Source organism: Sphingobacterium sp. LZ7M1, assembly GCF_024296865.1.
Taxonomy (GTDB): domain Bacteria; phylum Bacteroidota; class Bacteroidia; order Sphingobacteriales; family Sphingobacteriaceae; genus Sphingobacterium.
On the sequence record NZ_CP101134.1, the window covers coordinates 214145 to 233481 of the forward strand.

A 19337-nucleotide genomic window follows, 5' to 3' on the forward strand; every position below is an offset into this window, starting at 1 on the left:
TCCTTTTTTAGACAGTAGACAACAGATTCAAGACATTAGAATGGCTAAGACTGCCAACTATCTCAGTCATTTGGGATAGGGAGCCAGAAAGAGTCTATTGTCTTGTGTCTTATGTCTTATGTCTTGTGTCTATTGTCTATAACCTATTTCTCATTCTCCTTAAGGACTCTCAGGAAGTTCAATCCCATGATCTTAGCGACATCTTCCTTGCTGTAGCCTCTTTCCAGCAATGCTTTTGTGAGGACCGGGAATTTGGTGACATCTTCTAGTTCCTGAGGCGGAGATTCAATGCCATCAAAGTCGGATCCTATGGCTACATGGTCGATGCCCGCCTTTGCGACCAGATGGTCTATGTGCTTAAGTACATTTTCAAAAGGGGCATTAGCTTCATGCTTTAGCTTTGGCGAAAGGGAACCATACATCTTGCCTATAGATAATTCCTTGTTTGTACTGTCTTTTTTGTGGGTTTTGTAATAGAGTTTTTTTACTCTCTTCGGGTAGTTGGAATCAAGAAATTCAGAATAAAAATTGACACCTACTACACCACCATTTTTCTTCAGGGCTTCCAATTGCGCATCTTTCAGGTTGCGATAATGTGGCGTCAATGCTGCTGCATTGCTGTGGGAGACCAATACTGGTTTGCTTGTGATACTCAAAACATCATAAAATGTTTGTTCACCGGCATGGGAAAGGTCGACCATCATACCGAGGTCGTTCATCTTACTGATAATTTCCTTGCCATGTTCCGTCAAGCCTTTTCCTTTTTTGTCCTTGGTCTTCACTTCCATGGCAGCTGCCGTCACCCAAGGAAGGTTGTAGTTCCAGGTAAGGGTCAGATAGCGGGCTCCACGATCGTAAAGTGCCTCCAGATAATCAAGGCGTTCCTCAATCATATTGCCGCCTTCTATTCCAATCAATGCAACGATCTTTCCCTCTCTGTTGATGCGTTCTATATCTGTAGAACTCTTTGCCAGTTCGATCTTATCCGGATTGTTGGCAATCAATTTCTCTAAGGCATCAATTTGGTCGTTCGCATGTTTGTAGGCATTCTTCTTCCATTTCTTGTCATCGGACCAAACGGCAAATACCTGAACATCCACTCCACCTTCTTTCAGTCTGGGTAGATCGGTATGACCGGTTTTTATTCTTTTGCCGATGTCCTTGCCAGGCAATATGCTTTCGACGATCACATCATTGTGCCCATCCACAACGATCAGGTCTTGATGTATCTGTTTATAATCCTGCCCCATACTGGCAAAAATAGAACCCCCGAGAAGGAAGGTCAATAAAAACTTCTTTTTCATTATTTAGCGTTAAAAATGGTTTCATAGATGACATCCTGTATACGACTCCTAACGTTCAGATCATAGATTTTTGTAGATACCTGCGGATGTACTCTATTTGACAAAAATATATAAATCAATTGGTTATTCGGATCTACCCATATACAAGTCCCTGTATAACCGGTATGGCCATATACAGATGGATTTGCCAATTTAGAAGGGTAGTCTGCGACTTTCTTAGGGTCATATCGGTCGAAACCCAAACCTCTGCGACTTGTTTTCGACTGTTTGGAGGTGAAAAGATCGATGGTCTCCGGTTTATAATACCTCACGCCCCCATATTCGCCTCGATTCAGCAATAGCTGTCCGTAGATAGCAAGGTCATTTGCAGAAGCAAACAGGCCCGCATGTCCAGCCACTCCACCGGCCATGGCTGCACCCTCATCATGCACATATCCTTGCAACAGGACCTTCCGAAAGGCGGTGTCCTGTTGGGTAGGAATGAATTGGTCCTTGTTGAAACGATCTCTCGGAAGATATCCCGCGGTCTTCATCCCAATGGGCCTGTACAAAATATCTTGGACATAGTCCTGCATTGGAGTGGAAGTTTCATGTTCAGAGACTTCCTTCATTACATACATGCTGATGTCTGAATAGACATAGTTTCCGATTGGCTTAACCGGAGAATTCAACATCTCTGGCCACATAACATCTCGGTAGTAATTATTCTTTAGATAGGCATTGTCAGCGACCTTGACTTGATGGGAATCATCTTTTGTGCGTTGAAGGTCACCAGGTTTCAGGTTCCTGTAGAACGGGATAAAAGGAGTAAAACCAGCCTCATGTAAAAGTACGGTCCTGAGGGTAATATTGGCTTTATTGCTCTGTTTCGCTTGCCATAGGTAATGTCCCATGGTGCTATCCAGATTGATGATGTTGTTTTCCTGTAAGTGCATCACAACAGGCGTCGTGCCGGCAATTTTACTGATGGATGCTAAGTCATAGATATCATAAATGCTATTGGCCTGCTTCTTTTCGTAGGTATGGTAGCCATACGCCTTTTCAAAGATTACCTGACCATCTTTTATGGCCATGACCATCATCCCCGGAGCGGCATGCTGCTCAACAGCATCCTTCGCAATGGCATCGATCTGATTGGTCATTTTGGCGATGTCCAGGCCTGACTGTCTGCCTTTGCTGTACTGTAGTCGGGTTTGCGTTGTTTTATTCGTTCCGGCAGTGATACCTAACCCACCGAAGATGGACATTGCCGCATTCTCCTGGGCACCTTCATCTAAGCTAGGTGCTGTTAAGATGCTGGCAAATCGGCTTAGGTTGGCAGAAGACAAGCCTATATTGATGTAATTGATATCCTTCCCGAATTTACAGAGAATGACATCCTTTCGATTTACGGCAGATTGAATGACCATCGCCAATTGATCCGGTCTAAACTCGTCTTCCGTACCAGCAACGATAATAGTATTGTAGTATTTCGTATGTTCATCATATTGGTCAAAACCAAAGCTCTTTACTTCACCATATCGCTGTAATTGCTGAATAAAGGGTGCATATTTTACACTGTCCGTACTGATGACCGCTATTCTGCGTTCATCCAAACGCTTGAAGGGCAGGATGTTCTTTTGGTTGTTCAGAAGAACCGTTTGATTGCTGATGACCTGTTTATACTGAGCTTGACTAATGGAATACCCGCATAACAGGAATATTGTAAGGAGGTTTAAAAAGCGAATCATAATTGTTTTTAGGATTTCTTATTGTAAATGTACTAATAAAACGCACAAACACGCATTCCCGACCTGTAATAATTCTGTATATTTGAGAATGCCCGAACTGATGGACAATAAAACCGTTTTCACTCTCCTAGAGGTGTCCCGAAGCATTCAAAAGACGATTGCTGAGCGATACAAGAGTCTTTATTGGATTAAAGCGGAGATGAACAAATTGAACCATTATTCCCATTCAGGCCATTGCTACCCCGAACTACTAGAGAAAAAAGAAGGTAAGGTGGTTGCTGAAATGCGGTCTATTTTATGGAAAATGGATTATGAACGCATAAACAGGCAGTTCATGGAAGTACTTGGAGAACCCTTAAGGGAAGGTATTACCATGCTATTCCAGGCGGGTATATCCTACGATCCGCTGTACGGCTTCAGTCTGAAGATTATTGATATCGATCCTACCTTTGTGCTTGGAGAACTGGAAAAAGAGAAAAGGGAAAGCATCAAGAAACTGACCGAAGAAGGTATATTTGACGCCAATAAAAGGCTTCCATTCCCTCTCATCCCTAAGCGATTGGCCATTATCTCTGTTGAGACCAGTAAGGGGCTTTCCGATTTCTTTAAAATTATCAACGGTAACCCTTGGGGCTATAAAATTGAATGCACGCTCTTTCCTGCCTTATTGCAGGGGGATAAATCCATCAGCTCCATTATTAAGCAATTGGAGGTCATTGCTAATAAATTAGAAGATTTTGATGCGGTCGCCATCATTAGAGGTGGAGGAGGAGATGTCGGCTTGAGTTCCTATAACAACTATTTCCTGTCCAAGGCCATTGCCATCTTTCCAATTCCTGTACTCACAGGGATAGGTCACTCCACAAATGAAACCGTCAGTGAGATGGTCGCGTATAAGAACGCTATTACGCCTAGCGAATTGGCGGACTTCCTTTTACAGAAGTTCCACAATTTTGCTATCCCTGTGGATAATGCGTTGGAAAGAATGTTGCGAGCAGTTAGAAGGAGCTTTGAAGAAGAAAATCTAAAATTAAAACATATCGTGTCTTCAATTTCTTGGAACAGTAAAACCCTCTTGTTAAAAGATAAAGCGGAATTGAACGGGCTACAGGCCCACTTGATCAGGTTCAGTAGACAGAGCATAAAGGAAAATCAAGCCCAGCTGCAGCATTTGGAAAGAATGCTAGGTATCGTGAATCCCATTCATATATTAAAAAGAGGCTTTAGTATCGTGCGGATGGACGGTAAATCTGTCCACAAGCTGGACCAAGTTGAAATAGGTTCTGAACTGGAAATCCAATTGGAAGACGGAAAGATCATTTCTAAAGTAATAAACAAAGAATCAAACCATGGAAAATAAATACAGCTATAAAGATGCGTTCGAGGAACTTCAACATATTGTTTCAGACATCGAATCTGGTGATATTGCTGTAGATGAGTTGACAGCCAAGATCAATAGGGCATCTGAATTGTTGACTATCTGCAAGGCGAAACTAACAGCTTCAGAAGAAGAAGTAGAAAAACTATTGCAGAAACTGGAGAATGATAACAAAGCTGGGGAAGGTGATTTTGAATAATCACAACAAGCTTTTTTTATAAATTTCAACGCCTGAGTTCAATCAATCCCAATTTAACTTCCTAGAGTTAAAGGAAAAGCTATTTCTAAAAGTAAATATTTTTACGTTATTTTGCGCTGTTTAGAATTAGTCTTAATTGTCTTTGCTCAAAAACATCTACATATTACTAATCTTCCTGGGCCTTCCGTTTGTATCATTTGCTCAGTTATTCTCCATTTCTGGTTCCATTAAGGACAGTAAGGGGCAAGCCTTGGGCAATGTAAATATCGAGATTGCGGAGAAACCCAACTTTAGCAGCCTGAGTGATGAACAAGGACTGTTTATTATTCCCAATCTACCTCAGGGCAGCTATCTACTTAAGTTTTCCCATATTGGTTTCAAACCCATTACCCGAACCATAAAGCTCGACAATAATCGTGAAACCCATATTGTTTTCAACCAAGATGAAGTCAATATCGATGAGGTTTATGTCACGGCCAAAGAGTCCAAGAATATAGGTACGAGCTCAATCATCACGAGAGATGCCATACAGCATCTTCAGCCATCAAGCTTTACCGATTTATTGGAACTGCTCCCAGGTGGACAAACCAAGAGTCCAGTCCTTGATCAAGTCAACGGTATCAACCTGAGGACAGCCAATGGCGCTTCCATGTCCGCTTATTCCACAGGTTCCTTGGGAACCATGTTTTCGGTGGATGGAATGCAGCTTAATTCCCAATCCATGGTTGATCCAACTGCAGGATTTGAATTAGGTCAGGGGAGTATGAATAATGGACGTAGCACTGCCAATATTGCTGTGGATATGCGGACCATTGCCACGGATAATATTGAAAAAGTGGAGATTATCCGAGGGATTCCATCCGTAGAGTATGGTAACCTGACTTCAGGTGTTGTCCTGATCGATAGAATTAAAGGTTATGAACCTTGGACTGCAAGAATTAAAGCTGATGGTTTTAGTAAATTGCTCGGAGTTGGTAAAGGCTTCGAATTTGGTTCCTATAAACTGAACATTGATGGCGGTTACCTCAATTCCAGAAGTAATGTCACGGATATCTATAATACCTTCAAAAGAATCAATACTTCCATTAGGGGCGAGAAAACTTGGAACTTAAACAATTATCGTTTCATTTGGAACCATGGACTGGACTTCAATACCACCATTGACAATGAACGATTAGATCCTGATAATGATTATAAACTAACGGATCGCTACAAGAACAATGTGCAGTTCTTCGGTTTCAATAATACCTTCAAACTATTCTCCTCAAATCCTAAATCAACATTCAGGAATGTAACTTTTGGGATTAATGCTAGGCTATCTTCCAACCAGATTGACATGCAAAAGCTGGTGCAGGCAAGGACTGCCACTATTTTGATGAACTCCATGGTTTCAGGAAGCCATGAGGCTATCTTTATGACCCCATCCTATGTAGGAGAATTTAAGTCGGACAGCCGCCCATTGGATATCAACCTTAAGCTTGTAGGGAACTGGAGCTTTAATAGGCTGTTCAAACAACAGGTGAAGGCCGGCCTTGAATATGCCTACGCCAAGAACCTTGGCTTAGGACCACAATATGACCTAGATTTTCCAATCAGCACTTCCATAAATGCCAGACCGAGATCTTTAAGGTCCATTCCGGCCATGAGCAACCTTTCCCTTTTTGCAGAAGACAGGTTCTTTATCAATATAGGAGATCTTCTATTCGAAAATAATCTCGGTGTAAGAGCCTTTAGCTTGACTAACCTAGACAAGGAATATGCCCTGTCAGGTAAGGTATTTGTAGATCCAAGATACAATGGAAGGTTGCATCTTCCACAAATCAGCGTATTTGGAAAGCAATTGAAATCCAATGTCTTCGCGGGATATGGGATCCAGACCTTGGCTCCAAACCAAAATCTACTCTATCCTCAAAACTTCTATCGTGATATCCCGGAACTGGTCTATTATCATAATAACCCAGCATATAGGTTAGCTTGGGCTACGACCAATATTGTCAATCCGGTGAATTATGCTTTGGAAGCAGCGAAAAACATAAAATGGGAAATCGGAACCCAGTTGGATTTCGAAGGGAATACCTTCTCCATTAATTACTTCAATGAAAAGTTGGATAATGGATTTAGGAATATCTCCGTTTTTGATGCTGTTTCCCTAAGAAAATATAATGTCACTTCTGTTGATCCCAATACATTGACAGCGAAACCATCAATTGAAGATTTTACTTATGTTGACCAAGCTGAATTTCATTCTTACACTCAAAACTCAAACGGGAGCATCACGGAAAAGCAAGGACTTGAATACAACTTCAGCTCCAAGCGGATCCAGGGAATCAACACGCGTTTCACAGTAAACGGGGCTTGGTTTCGAACCTTCAATGCCAACAATCAGCCAGTCATGGAGGTAATAAGTCCATTGGAAATTACGGATGGAAAAGTAAGGCAATATGTAGGGGTCTATGCCAATGGCAACACAGGAGGTCATTACGAAAGTTTCAATACCAATCTCACTGCTGACTCCTTTTTACCAAAGTTGGGAATGAACCTGTCGATGAGTGTGCAGAGCTTCTGGTACAAATCCAAGCAATCCTTGTTCAGGGATAACCTGCCAATAGGCTATTTGGACATTGACCAAAACTACCACAACTATACCGAGGCAGATAGAAACGACCCCATCCTGCGCCTATTGGACCGCAAGGTTGATCCATATTTATACAATGAATTTAAGGAGCCTATTGATCTGCTGGTGAATTTTAAAGCGACAAAGGTTATTAAAAATAGGATTAGGGTAGCCATGTTTGTCAACCGGCTCTTTATCTATAAGCCTGATTATTCTCAATATGGTAATCAGTTTATCCGACGTAATAGAGCAGAAGATAACCCTTATTTTGGAATGGAAGTAAATATTAAAATATAATAGATAGAATAGAAATGAAAAATTTAACAAACTTGAAAATGATGATTTTATGCTTGATGCTTTTCGGAATGAGCTCTTGTATGAAAGATGAATTTTTAGAATCTAGATCTGAAGTTTTAATCGAAGTTGATAAGTCAAGTTTGCAAGGTGAATACAAACTCAATAATGTGAGGATCACTTTACAGGAAACAAATACAGAAGTCACTACGGCCGCTACTTTGGTTGAAGGATCTGATACCGCAAAGACTTCCTTGGCTTATGGTACTTATGTTGCGACCCTAGATGGAGACATCGTAATAAAGGTTGGCGATAAAGATAAGGCCATGAAGATTAAAGCACGCAAAGAAGGGATCGTCGTTAATGCTGCCAATACAAGCATTAGCTTAGAAACTTTTCTTTCAGACCCAACAGCAAACTTTGTTTTCAAAGAGATTTTCTTCACCGGAACCTCTACCGAAGCAGGTAAACTGTACAATGGAGATAAGTATTTTATTCTCCATAACAACTCATCAGATACGCTATATGCTGATGGACTGTTTATCGCTCAATCTGATTTCCTAACCGTGACAAAAAGAAACTATACCCCTGATGTCATGAAAGATGCTTTCACTTCCAAACAGATCATCATGATTCCGGGAACTGGAAAACAGTACGCGGTAGCTCCAGGTGCGGATCTGATCATTGCGAACAATGCCATTGACCATACTAAGGTTAATCCGAAATCTTTCGACCTTTCTAAAGCAGATTTCGAGATCGAACTGATCGGTTCCATCAACATTGATAACCCTAGCGTTCCGAATGCAATTAATGTTTCAGGCAATCTTTTGATGCACTCCAATGGCCACCAATCCTATGTCATGGGAAGATTCCCAGAAGGGGTAACCGTTGAGAAATTTAAAACAGATAATGCTTACTCCTATAGCTATATCAGTGAAACCGGTAGAAAAATGAATTTTGATTCCTTTAAGATTCCAAATAGCTACATCACCGATGCGGTCAACGTATCTGCAAAAACCACCTTTGCATGGTTGGTGACCGATAGTTCATTGGATATGGGCTGGACCTACGCAAGCCAAGCTTTAGGCGATGATACGCGTTACGGTAAATCGGTAATCAGAAAGACGATCGGAAACTTGGAAAATGGTAAACCTTATTTGAAGGATACCAATAATTCCTCCGAAGATTTTATGCCTTCCTCAAAAGCACTATTGCTACCATAACATGTTAAGGTACTTATCCACGGTTGTTTTATGCTGCTGTTTTGCTTCTATTAGCAAAGCACAGGATTCCCTGAGCGTAAATTCTTTGGGGATCAAGGAACGTATGGATATCAGCAGGACTTTCCGTAATACTTTATATGAAAGTCCTGCATTAAGACCCTTCCAATACCAACAGTCGTTAACTCCTATTGAACTGTCTTATTTCTCCGACAATAAGGATCGATATACCCTGCAAAGGGGATCCGGAGACCAAGGATTTAGATTCAATACCGAGTCTTACCAAAAAGAAGCTTTTCCCAATATCACCCTTTGGGGAGAGGCTAGCTACGAGAGCAAGAAAATCCAAGACCTCAAGTTCAATGAAACTTCGGATTTTGAGGTCGTGTTCCCGTATTTAACCGCTGACTCTGTAGGTGGCGACCTCAATTCAGAGATGTACCAATTTTCTGGAGGTATGGCCAAAGAGATTGGAAAATGGGTCATCGGGGGAGAAGCTGGCTACAGAGCCAATCTTTCCCATCGTAAAGTGGACCCAAGACCAGAGAACAACAGTAGCAACCTCCATGTTGGATTGGGAGCTTCTTACCAAATCCTACCGCAGTATCTGTTGAGTGCTAACCTGGGATATCAATTCTATAAACAAAGCAACAAATTAACCTTCCTGAGAGAACTGGGGAAACCGCCAGTATATTATATGAATGGATTAGGAGCATATAATAAATTGCTTTCAGGCTTATCTAGTGAAAGTGATGACATCCTATATGAGATGAATGGGTTTGACGGAAAGATTTCCTTCCTTCCCAGATCAGAACATGGTTTTTTTATTGAAGCAGGTTTATCTCAAAAGAATGGTAATCGAAAATTATCCGCATCCCGTAGAAATGCCAATGATTGGACTGACCAGATCATCTCTGGAAAAATCGGCTATCTCCATAGAACAAAGGATTGGAAATACGGTGGAAATGCCTCCATGGAGTTGCAAACCAGAAAAGGAGTCGAAAGCCTATTCCATAATGATGGATCTTCCCAGGGTCTTATTAAGATTTCTGAAATATCTTCTTACCGCTATTATCATTTCAGTTACCACCTCGAGGCAATTGTAGGAAAAGCAGACTGGACCATTAAGCCTTATGCGGATTTTACCCAATTTAAGGAACAATATGTCAACCCTTTCAGTGAACAACTGGCTGATATGCTGAATATTGGCGTTGAGGGGCAGTATTTATGGGATTTAAAGAGCGGTTTATTTGGAATTAGTTTAAATTTGCAGAAGCAGAAACTGTTGAAAAGCAGATCCCAGTTCAATGGTGTCAAGCAAGGGACTGGAATTGCGGATATGCTGCAAGAGAACTATAACTACCTAACAGCCGAACCTTTCTCCATCGGAGCTCGTGCAAGGTATGATTTTGTAGCAGCAAAGCAGATCAAACCTTTTGTGCAGGCAGAGGCGCTTTCGGCTACTGAAATAAAACAGAAGTATTATTCGTTGACCATAGGGTTGATGTTTTAGAGTTAGAGATGAAAAAAGTATTAGCGATCGGGTTTATTTTGGGAATGTGCATTCTGAGCACAGCTTTTCTGAGTGATAAAGGGATTCAAGATTTGCGAAGCCTTTACAGCAAGCCAATCAGTGAGTGGCCAAAACCAACCATTGACTCTGGCGTGAAATATGAAGAGTTCAAATCTCTTCCAAAAATCGATACCAGCTATTTTTCCTTAATGGAACAGCCTAAGGTGAAACTGGGCAAGTTCCTTTTCTTTGACCCTATCCTATCGGGTTCGAACCAGATTTCATGCAGCTCTTGCCATAATCCCCAAACGTACTTTGGAGACCATTCCACCGTACCTGTAGGGCATGACCATCTCGTTGGAAATAGAAATTCCATTTCCTTGATGAATGTTGGCGAGCGCAAAACCATGTTTTGGGACGGTAGAGCCCATTCCCTTGAAGAACAAGCGCTGAGCCCAATTGAAGCACATAATGAAATGGCCATGGACCTGACTAAACTGGTCCCTAAACTGAAAGCTATCCCCGAATACAAAAAACTATTCAAAGAGGCTTTTGGCGATGAGGATTTCTCAATGCCTGAAATCATGAGCGCCCTTGCTACCTTCCAACGCACGATTACAAGTAAAAGAAGTAGGTTTGACGAATTCTTAGATGGAAAATACGAGGCCTTGAATGATGATGAGATTGCAGGATTGCACTTGTTCCGTACCAAAGCCCGCTGTATGAACTGCCATAACGGGCAGTACTTTACGGACGAAGATTTTCATAATATCGGACTGACCTATTACAAAAGAAAATATGAGGATTTAGGGCGTTATGAAGTGACCAAAGACCCTAAAGATGTCGGAAAGTTCAGAACACCATCCTTGAGAGATGTAATGAATACGAATCCTTGGATGCATAATGGTCTGTTCGATAATATTATCGGTGTGATCAATATGTATAACTCTGGGATGGCCATGAACAACCCTAGAAATGCAGAACAGGAGGCGGATCCGATGCACCCTAGGATTGACCCATTGATGAAGAAACTGGATCTGAGCAAAGAGGAAATCCGTCAGGTTGCCGCATTTTTGGACGCGATAACGGCCACTAAATATCGCATGCCGAGACCTGAAAAATTACCGCGATAATATTGTAACTATTTCATAAGAAATCGTTTTTCTTTGGATTAGAGGGCTCATTTTCATGAGTTTTGCCTAACTTTGGAGGTTATGCAAAAAACTGCTATTCATACTCCAAAAACCCATATCCAAATAAAAGGCGCCCGTGTCAACAATCTGAAGAATATCGATGTCGATATTCCTAAAAACCAACTTGTTGTCATTACAGGGATGTCAGGATCCGGAAAATCTTCCCTCGCATTCGATACACTTTATGCTGAAGGCCAACGCCGGTATGTAGAAAGCTTGTCTTCCTATGCCAGACAGTTTATGGGCCGTATGAACAAGCCTGATGTAGACTACATCAAAGGCATTGCTCCGGCTATCGCGATCGAGCAAAAGGTCATCTCAAGTAATCCCAGATCTACTGTGGGAACCTCCACCGAGATCTACGATTACCTTAAATTGTTGTTCGCAAGAATTGGAAAGACCATTTCGCCAGTTTCTGGAGAAGTAGTGAGCAAAGATACCGTCAGCTCCATTGTGGATAAACTGTCGGCCTATCACGATGACACAACCATCACCATTTATAGCCCCCTTATCCCTAGTAATAACAGAAAACTGAAGGAAGAACTTTCACTTTTGCTGCAAAAGGGATTTGTCCGTGTAAAATACAACGATTCCATCCATAAGATCGAAACCATCATTGAAGATAAAGCGGTATCCAACGCCAACTTTAAGGAAGGAGAAGTCTATATCGTGATCGATAGGGTTCGCTTGGACCATGAAGATGATACCATCAATCGTCTCGCCGATTCTGTACAAACCGCTTATTTCGAAGGAAAGGGTGAATGTGAGATTCAGGTTGATGAGGAACTGTTTCATTTTTCAGACAAGTTTGAGCTTGATGGAATAACCTTTGAAGAGCCTACCCCAAACTTTTTCAGTTTCAATAATCCTTATGGGGCATGTAAACGTTGTGAAGGCTATGGAAAGATCATTGGTATCGATCCAGATCTAGTCATTCCAGATAAAAGCCGCTCGATATTCGATGGAGCCATTGCTCCTTGGCGCGGCGAGAAAATGGGCGCGTGGTTGGATAAATTGGTGCGTACGGCCATAAAATTTGATTTTCCTATCCATCGTGCCTATAGTGACCTGACCAAGGCTCAACAAGAGTTACTTTGGAAAGGAAATAAATATTTTAGGGGCTTGAACGATTTCTTTGCGGAATTGGAAGAGCAGACCTATAAGATCCAATATAGGGTGATGCTCTCCAGATATCGGGGGAAAACCGACTGTCCTGAATGTAAAGGGACCAGACTGCGTAAGGATGCATCTTATGTAAAGATCAATGGACATTCCATTACCGATGTGGTTTTGTTGCCTCTAAGTGAAGCTTTGGAGCTGTTCCAAAACCTGAAACTTTCAGAGAGCGAAGCAATCATCGCCAAACGCTTATTGGCCGAGATCGTGAATCGTCTGCAGTTCCTGTGTGATGTAGGCCTGAGCTATCTTACCCTGAACCGCTTGAGCAATAGCCTTTCAGGAGGTGAATCTCAACGTATCAACCTAGCCACTTCTTTGGGATCGTCCCTAGTGGGGTCCATTTATGTATTGGATGAGCCTAGTATAGGTTTGCACCCTCGGGATACCCAAAAATTAATCGGGGTGCTGAAGTCCCTTCGCGATGCCGGCAATACCGTAATTGTGGTGGAGCATGAGCAAGAAATGATGGAAGCAGCAGATTACCTGATCGATATTGGTCCTGAAGCAGGGATCAATGGCGGCGAACTGGTATTTGCAGGAACCTATCAAGAAATCTTGAAGGATAAAAAAAGCTTGACTGGTGAATATCTTCATGGAGATCTTTCTATTGTCGTTCCTGAAAAAAGGAAGAAATGGAATGAAGCCATCCGTGTGAATGGTGCCCGAGAAAATAACCTGAAAGGGATAACCGTAGATTTTCCATTGAATGTGTTTACCGTTGTTTCTGGTGTTTCAGGCTCCGGTAAGACTTCCTTGGTCAAAAGGATCCTTTATCCAGCCCTACAGAAAGCCATAGGCTCCTATTCAGGCGAACAAACAGGTCTATATGATGGAATCGAAGGCGCAATAGATCAGATCGAACAGGTAGAAATGGTCGATCAAAATCCGATCGGAAGGTCCACACGTTCAAATCCGGTTACTTATGTCAAAGCTTGGGATGAAATCAGGGCCTTGTATTCCTCATTGCCAGCAGCCAAAGCTAATGGCTTGAAACCATCTGCCTTTTCTTTCAATGTGGAGGGCGGTAGATGTGAGGTCTGTCAGGGAGAGGGTGTAGTAAAGATCGAGATGCAATTTATGGCGGATATCATCCTACCATGTGAGGCCTGTGATGGTAAGCGCTTTAAACAACATGTTTTGGATGTTCAGTATAAAGAGAAATCGGTATCTGATATCTTAGATTTAAGTGTGGATGAAGCTATTGAATTCTTTGCAGATCAACCTAAGATATTGAACAAGCTGGGACCTTTACAAGAGGTAGGATTGGGCTATGTGAAATTGGGACAGTCTTCAAGTACGCTTTCAGGTGGTGAGGCCCAAAGGATCAAACTTGCCTCCTTCCTGATCAAAGGAAATAACCAAAAGAAAACCATGTTTATTTTCGATGAACCGACAACCGGACTGCATTTCCATGATATCAGCAAGCTGTTAAAAGCTTTCAATGCGCTGATTGCACAAGGAAATACCGTATTGGTCATCGAACATAACTTAGATATGATCAAATCTGCCGATTGGGTAATCGATATCGGTCCGGAAGGTGGAGACAAGGGCGGAAACATTGTCTTTGCCGGAACGCCGGAAGATTTGGTCAAAGAGAAAGACTCTTATACGGGTGATTTTTTAAAACGTCACCTAAATTTTAAACCCTAAAATTTAATAATAATGTATAGAAAGTTAAGTATTTCTATGTTGTTCTTATGCTTCTGCACCCTGCTTTCGGCACAGGTGGAGCGGCCGAAGTTAGTGGTAGGCCTGATGGTGGACCAAATGCGTTGGGATTATCTGTACCGTTTTGCGGATCGATACGGGAATGATGGTTTCAAGCGCTTGCTACGTTATGGTTTTTCATGTGAAAATGCCATGATCAACTATGTCCCGACCTTCACGGCTATCGGTCATAGTTCGGTTTATACTGGAAGTGTGCCTTCCATTCACGGCATTGCAGGAAATGACTGGATAGAACAACAAACAGGTACTTCCATGTATTGTACCCAAGATGATGCGGTAGAAGGTGTGGGAACAGCGGAAAAAGAAGGTAAACAGTCTCCTAGAAACTTGTTGGCTTCTACAGTTACGGATCAATTGAAATTAGCGACCAATTTTCATTCTAAGGTAATCGGTATTGCGATCAAGGATAGGGGCGGAATCCTACCTGCTGGTCACTTTGCCGATGCTGCTTATTGGTTTGAAGCTAAGTCCGGAGATTGGATCAGCTCAACCTATTACATGGAAAAACTTCCTCAGTGGGTAGACGGCTTTAATAAACAAAAGCTTGCTGATAAATACCTGAAACAAGATTGGAACACTTTATATCCTATCGATACTTACAAAACCAATAGCATCGATGATGATAATGTATATGAAGGGAAGTGGGCTGGCGAAGAAACGGCAGCTTTCCCAAGAAAGACTTCTTTGTTGATGAAGGATGCCGGTTATGAATTGATCAAATCTACCCCATACGGAAATACCCTTACCCTAGATTTTGCGAAGGAAGCCATCAAAAATGAGAAGCTTGGTAAAAACCCTCAGAATGCTACAGATTTTCTTGCAGTAAGTCTATCTGCTACGGATTATGTCGGTCACCGTTATTCGCTATCTTCTGTGGAAATCGAAGATATTTACCTTCGTCTAGATCAAGAATTGGCAAAATTCTTTAAATACCTGGATGAAACCGTAGGTAAAGGTAATTATACATTTTTCTTGACAGCAGACCATGCTGCTTCCTATAACTCTCGTTATTTCATGGATATGCGCGGTAATGGTGGTTATTTCTTTTCGAGACAATTGCAAAGAAATATGAACGATGAGCTGAAAGAGGAATTTGGAAAGGACAATTTGATCATCAGTTTAATGAACTACCAAGTTCACTTGAACTATGCTGAAATCGAAAACTCAAAGTTGGATGAGGAGAAAATCAAGAAATCCATCATCAAGATGCTGAGACATGAAGACGGTGTGGCATATGTCGTGGACATGGAAGGCGGAGAAAACATGATGGTACCTACCGAAATCCGCGAAAAAATCATCAATGGATATAACCGCAAACGTAGTGGTGCCATTCAGATCATCACCGAACCGCAATGGTATGACGGTACGCCTCGCTCTACGGGAACTACCCATGGTACATGGACCCCTTACGACTCGCATATACCATTGGTGTTTATGGGCTGGGGTATCACACCAGGCAAGACCAATAAAGTCGTTCACATTACGGATATTGCGCCTACACTGTCCTCTTTGCTTCATGTTATGGAGCCCAATGGGTCTATCGGCCAGCCGATTGTAGACGTATTGCAGAAATAGCTTTATTTTTTATACTTTTGAAAGGTAAGACCAGATCGGTTTGATATGCTATCGAAGAAAACGAAATACGCGATAAAAGCCCTAATGGTATTAGGCAGAAACTATGGGAAAGAACCCATGCAGATCGGCAAGATTGCTGAAGAAGAATGTATCCCCAAAAAGTTCCTAGAACAGATCTTGTTGGAAATGCGTAACGCAGGTATTCTTTATTCCAAAAAAGGTGCAGGTGGTGGCTACAGCTTGAACAAAGCTCCTGAAGACATCTACCTATCGCAGGTCATGCGCCTTATCGATGGTCCCATTGCCCTATTGCCATGTGTCAGCTTGAATTTCTATCGTTCTTGTGAAGAATGTGTGGAAGAACATGCCTGCGGCATCAGAGATACCTTTATCGAAGTGAGAAATGCCATGCTGCAGATCTTAAATGATACCAGTATCTCGAATTTAATCAATAAAGAAAAGGAACTGAACCTAGAAGTAGGTAAGGATTAAATTTCATAAAGCTCCAAAGGAAGCCCATCTGGATCGGTGAAAAAAGTAAATTTCTTATTGCTTGTTTCATCAATACGGATGGGCTCTGTTTTTATCCCCTCCTTATTCAATTCTTCCACCTGTTTTTCTATATCCTCCACCTTGAAAGCGAGATGTCTCAGTCCTCGTGCCTCTGGATAACTTGGCCTATCCGCAGGATTGGGAAATGAGAACAATTCAATGATATATTCGCCCTGAAGGGCTAGATCCAATTTATAGGAATCTCGCGCCTCTCTATAGGTTTCCTGTAAAATGGTCAAACCTAACACTTCTGTGTAAAATGCCTTGGAAACAGCATAGTCCCTACAGATAATGGCTATATGGTGAACGCCCTTAAGCTCTAGCATTAGAGTACCTCCATTAATTTTTCAAAGGCCATACCTCTTGATGCCTTCAACAGGATCATAAAGTCTTCCAAAGGATGTTCCTGAAGATCTTTTTTCAGCTCATCTGTGCTAGCAAAGTAACTCGCTTCGTCATCCTTCAAAGCATAAAAGGCCTTGCCGACAAAGATCAAACGATCTAATTTCAGACTCTTTGCCTTTTCGATTACCTTTCGGTGTTCGATTTCACTCTGATCTCCCATTTCAAACATGTCACCTAAGATTGCAACTTTACGGTCAGCCTGGATAACATCCAGATTGCCCAATGCTGCAGCCATGCTGCTGGCATTTGCATTGTAATAATCTGCAATGATGGTATTCTTGTCTGTTTTGGTAATTTGCGAACGGTTGTTCTGTGGAACGTAGTTTGCCAAGCCATCATTGATCTGTTCGGTACTCAACCCAAAGGTTTTTCCAAGTGCCACAGCGGCCAGCATGTTCTCTATATTGTAGGCTCCGGTCAGATGTGTCTTTACTTCCTGTCTATCCTCTTCCCCATTCGTGTTCCAAAATATGGTCAGGTAAGGGTCGGCAACGACCAAACCACCCTGAACATCATTCCCTTCGGAAAAACCATAGTGGATGACGTTCTGAAGGCCTCTGTCTGCGGCCATCTGCATCAGGTATTCATTATCGCCCTGAACGTAGATCTGGCCCTGATGGTCGCGAAGAAAATCATAGAGTTCACCTTTGGCTTTCATGACTCCTTCGAATGAGCCGAATCCTTCCAGGTGCGCTTTGCCGACATTGGTAATGAAACCATGGGTAGGTTGGGAAATCCCACATAAAAAGGCGATTTCACCCACATGGTTTGCTCCCATCTCCACGATGGCGATTTCAATATCTTCAGTAAGCGAAAGGATGGTCAAAGGCACACCGATATGGTTGTTCAGGTTGCCCTTTGTGGCATAGCTGTTGAATTTCTGCGAAAGGACACTGTTCAACAGTTCCTTGCTCGTTGTCTTGCCGTTGGTACCTGTGATGCCGATGAATGGCATTTTTAAATGTTTCCTGTGGAACCTCGCTAAATCCTGCAAGGTGCTCAATACATCATCTACCAAGATATAGGCCGGATCTTCCTTGTAAAAATTGCTGTCATCAATGATCACGTATTTTGCGCCAGCAGCCAAGGCTTGGTCCGCAAAACTATTGCCATTGAAGTTGTCGCCCTTCAGCGCAAAAAACAGACAGTCCTTGCTGATAAGACGGGTGTCTGTACAAACTTTTGGGAATTCTTTATAAATCTGGTAGAGTTGAGCTATTTGCATCACATTTAAATTTAAACAAAGGTAAGCATGCAGTTTTAAAATAAAATAAGGAATTAAAAATGAATATTGGGCTTCGGATTTTACTTTGGTCTTATTCGAGACACATTCGGAAAATTCGGAATGTGTCTCGAATAAGACCAAAAGAATAGTAAATAAATATTGCAGGTTTGTGCAAAAAGAAAGGGCAGCTGTTCAAGCTACCCCTCTATTTTTTTAGAACCATATCTTATAGAGATAGGATCTCTACGATACGAGTAAGATTCTCGTTTACTTTATCGATATGCTTGATGGCCTTGTTGAACGGGGTAAATTGGACGTTTCCGCAGATTAAGCCTGCCATTTCAGCCTTACGGCCTTCAATAAGCCCCTCTACGGCAGCAACTCCTAAGCGGCTTGCCAATACACGGTCCATACAGGTTGGTGAACCACCACGCTGGATGTGGCCTAAGATCGAAAGACGTACATCGTAGGCAGGAAAGTTCGCTTGGATCTTTTCTGCTACGACCATTCCACCCTCTTTATCCCCTTCAGCAACAATGATAATTCGGGAAGATTTGTTTTTTCTGGTTTTGTCAAGGCGCTTCATGATCGCATCATAATCTACCTCCAACTCAGGGATTAGAACCGCTTCGGCACCTGTACTGATACCTGAACGCAAAGCGATCAGTCCAGAGTCCCTACCCATTACTTCTACGACAAATAGACGGTCATGGGATTCTGCTGTATCTCTGATTTTATCGACAGCCTCTACCACCGTATTGATCGCTGTGTCATATCCGATGGTAAAATCTGTACCATTTAGGTCATTGTCGATCGTGCCGGGCATTCCGATGATCGGAATGTCAAACTCTTCGATAAATTTGGAAGCTCCGGTAAACGTACCGTCACCACCAATTACGACCAAAGCGTCGATATTATGTTTCTTAAGGTTTTCATAAGCTTGCTTCCTACCCTCTACGGTACGGAATTCATCGCTTCTTGCAGTTTTAAGGATGGTGCCACCACGTTGGATAATGTTGGCAACGGATTTAGCGTCCATTGGAGTAATATCTCCTTGTACCATTCCGTCATATCCTCTACGGATACCAAACATATTTTTACCGTGATAGATTCCTGTTCTGATAACTGCACGAATTCCTGCATTCATGCCGGGGGAGTCTCCTCCGGACGTCAATACTGCGATGTTGTTAATGTTGCTCATAGTTCAAATATACCGAAATACTTATTT

14 protein-coding genes are annotated in these 19337 nt (G+C 42.1%); 9 read left to right on the top strand and 5 right to left on the bottom strand.

Annotated elements, in window-relative coordinates; all coding sequences use genetic code 11:
- Positions 1–143: 143 nt before the first annotated feature.
- Both NMK93_RS00915 and NMK93_RS00920 read right to left on the bottom strand, forming a co-directional pair.
- Positions 144–1304: a dipeptidase gene (locus NMK93_RS00915; RefSeq protein WP_254526643.1), complete on the bottom strand. Its 1161-nt coding sequence runs from the start codon at positions 1302–1304 to the stop codon at positions 144–146.
- Positions 1304–3034, bottom strand: coding sequence for a serine hydrolase (locus NMK93_RS00920; protein WP_254526642.1), 1731 nt, complete (start codon positions 3032–3034; stop codon positions 1304–1306). The genes NMK93_RS00915 and NMK93_RS00920 overlap by 1 nt, the downstream gene beginning before the upstream one ends.
- A gap of 88 nt (positions 3035–3122) precedes the next feature.
- Here NMK93_RS00920 and xseA point away from each other — a divergent pair, with 88 nt between their 5' ends.
- The 9 genes from xseA to NMK93_RS00965 all read left to right on the top strand — a co-directional run bounded on the left by xseA (position 3123) and on the right by NMK93_RS00965 (position 16419).
- Positions 3123–4394, top strand: coding sequence for an exodeoxyribonuclease VII large subunit (gene xseA, locus NMK93_RS00925; RefSeq protein WP_254526932.1), 1272 nt, complete (start codon positions 3123–3125; stop codon positions 4392–4394).
- A complete protein-coding gene (gene xseB, locus NMK93_RS00930) occupies positions 4384–4611 on the top strand; it encodes an exodeoxyribonuclease VII small subunit (RefSeq protein ID WP_185215793.1) in 228 nt (75 codons plus the stop codon). The genes xseA and xseB overlap by 11 nt, the downstream gene beginning before the upstream one ends.
- 136 nt (positions 4612–4747) lie before the next feature.
- Positions 4748–7522 (top strand): carboxypeptidase-like regulatory domain-containing protein, encoded by a 2775-nt coding sequence (locus tag NMK93_RS00935; RefSeq protein ID WP_254526641.1) that lies wholly within the window; start codon positions 4748–4750, stop codon positions 7520–7522.
- Between the two features lie 14 nt (positions 7523–7536).
- A complete protein-coding gene (locus NMK93_RS00940) occupies positions 7537–8742 on the top strand; it encodes a DUF4876 domain-containing protein (protein ID WP_254526640.1) in 1206 nt (401 codons plus the stop codon).
- 1 nt (position 8743) lies between these two features.
- On the top strand, positions 8744–10252 hold the full coding sequence (locus NMK93_RS00945) for a DUF6850 family outer membrane beta-barrel protein (RefSeq protein WP_254526639.1): 1509 nt from the start codon (positions 8744–8746) through the stop codon (positions 10250–10252).
- Between the two features lie 8 nt (positions 10253–10260).
- A complete protein-coding gene (locus NMK93_RS00950) occupies positions 10261–11385 on the top strand; it encodes a cytochrome-c peroxidase (RefSeq protein WP_254526638.1) in 1125 nt (374 codons plus the stop codon).
- Between the two features lie 81 nt (positions 11386–11466).
- Positions 11467–14274: an excinuclease ABC subunit UvrA gene (uvrA, locus tag NMK93_RS00955; RefSeq protein ID WP_254526637.1), complete on the top strand. Its 2808-nt coding sequence runs from the start codon at positions 11467–11469 to the stop codon at positions 14272–14274.
- 12 nt (positions 14275–14286) lie between these two features.
- A complete protein-coding gene (gene pafA, locus NMK93_RS00960) occupies positions 14287–15927 on the top strand; it encodes an alkaline phosphatase PafA (RefSeq protein ID WP_254526636.1) in 1641 nt (546 codons plus the stop codon).
- 45 nt (positions 15928–15972) lie between these two features.
- Positions 15973–16419 (top strand): Rrf2 family transcriptional regulator, encoded by a 447-nt coding sequence (locus NMK93_RS00965; RefSeq protein WP_254526635.1) that lies wholly within the window; start codon positions 15973–15975, stop codon positions 16417–16419.
- Here NMK93_RS00965 and NMK93_RS00970 read toward each other — a convergent pair.
- The 3 genes from NMK93_RS00970 to pfkA all read right to left on the bottom strand — a co-directional run bounded on the left by NMK93_RS00970 (position 16416) and on the right by pfkA (position 19310).
- Positions 16416–16805, bottom strand: coding sequence for a VOC family protein (locus NMK93_RS00970; protein WP_254526634.1), 390 nt, complete (start codon positions 16803–16805; stop codon positions 16416–16418). The two genes, NMK93_RS00965 and NMK93_RS00970, sit on opposite strands and share 4 nt — an antisense overlap.
- Positions 16805–18109, bottom strand: a complete 1305-nt coding sequence (murF, locus tag NMK93_RS00975; protein ID WP_254526633.1) for a UDP-N-acetylmuramoyl-tripeptide--D-alanyl-D-alanine ligase — start codon at positions 18107–18109, stop codon at positions 16805–16807. Before murF ends, NMK93_RS00970 begins: the two co-directional genes overlap by 1 nt.
- A gap of 226 nt (positions 18110–18335) precedes the next feature.
- Positions 18336–19310, bottom strand: coding sequence for a 6-phosphofructokinase (gene pfkA / locus NMK93_RS00980; RefSeq protein ID WP_185212936.1), 975 nt, complete (start codon positions 19308–19310; stop codon positions 18336–18338).
- Between the last annotated feature and the right edge of the window lie 27 nt (positions 19311–19337).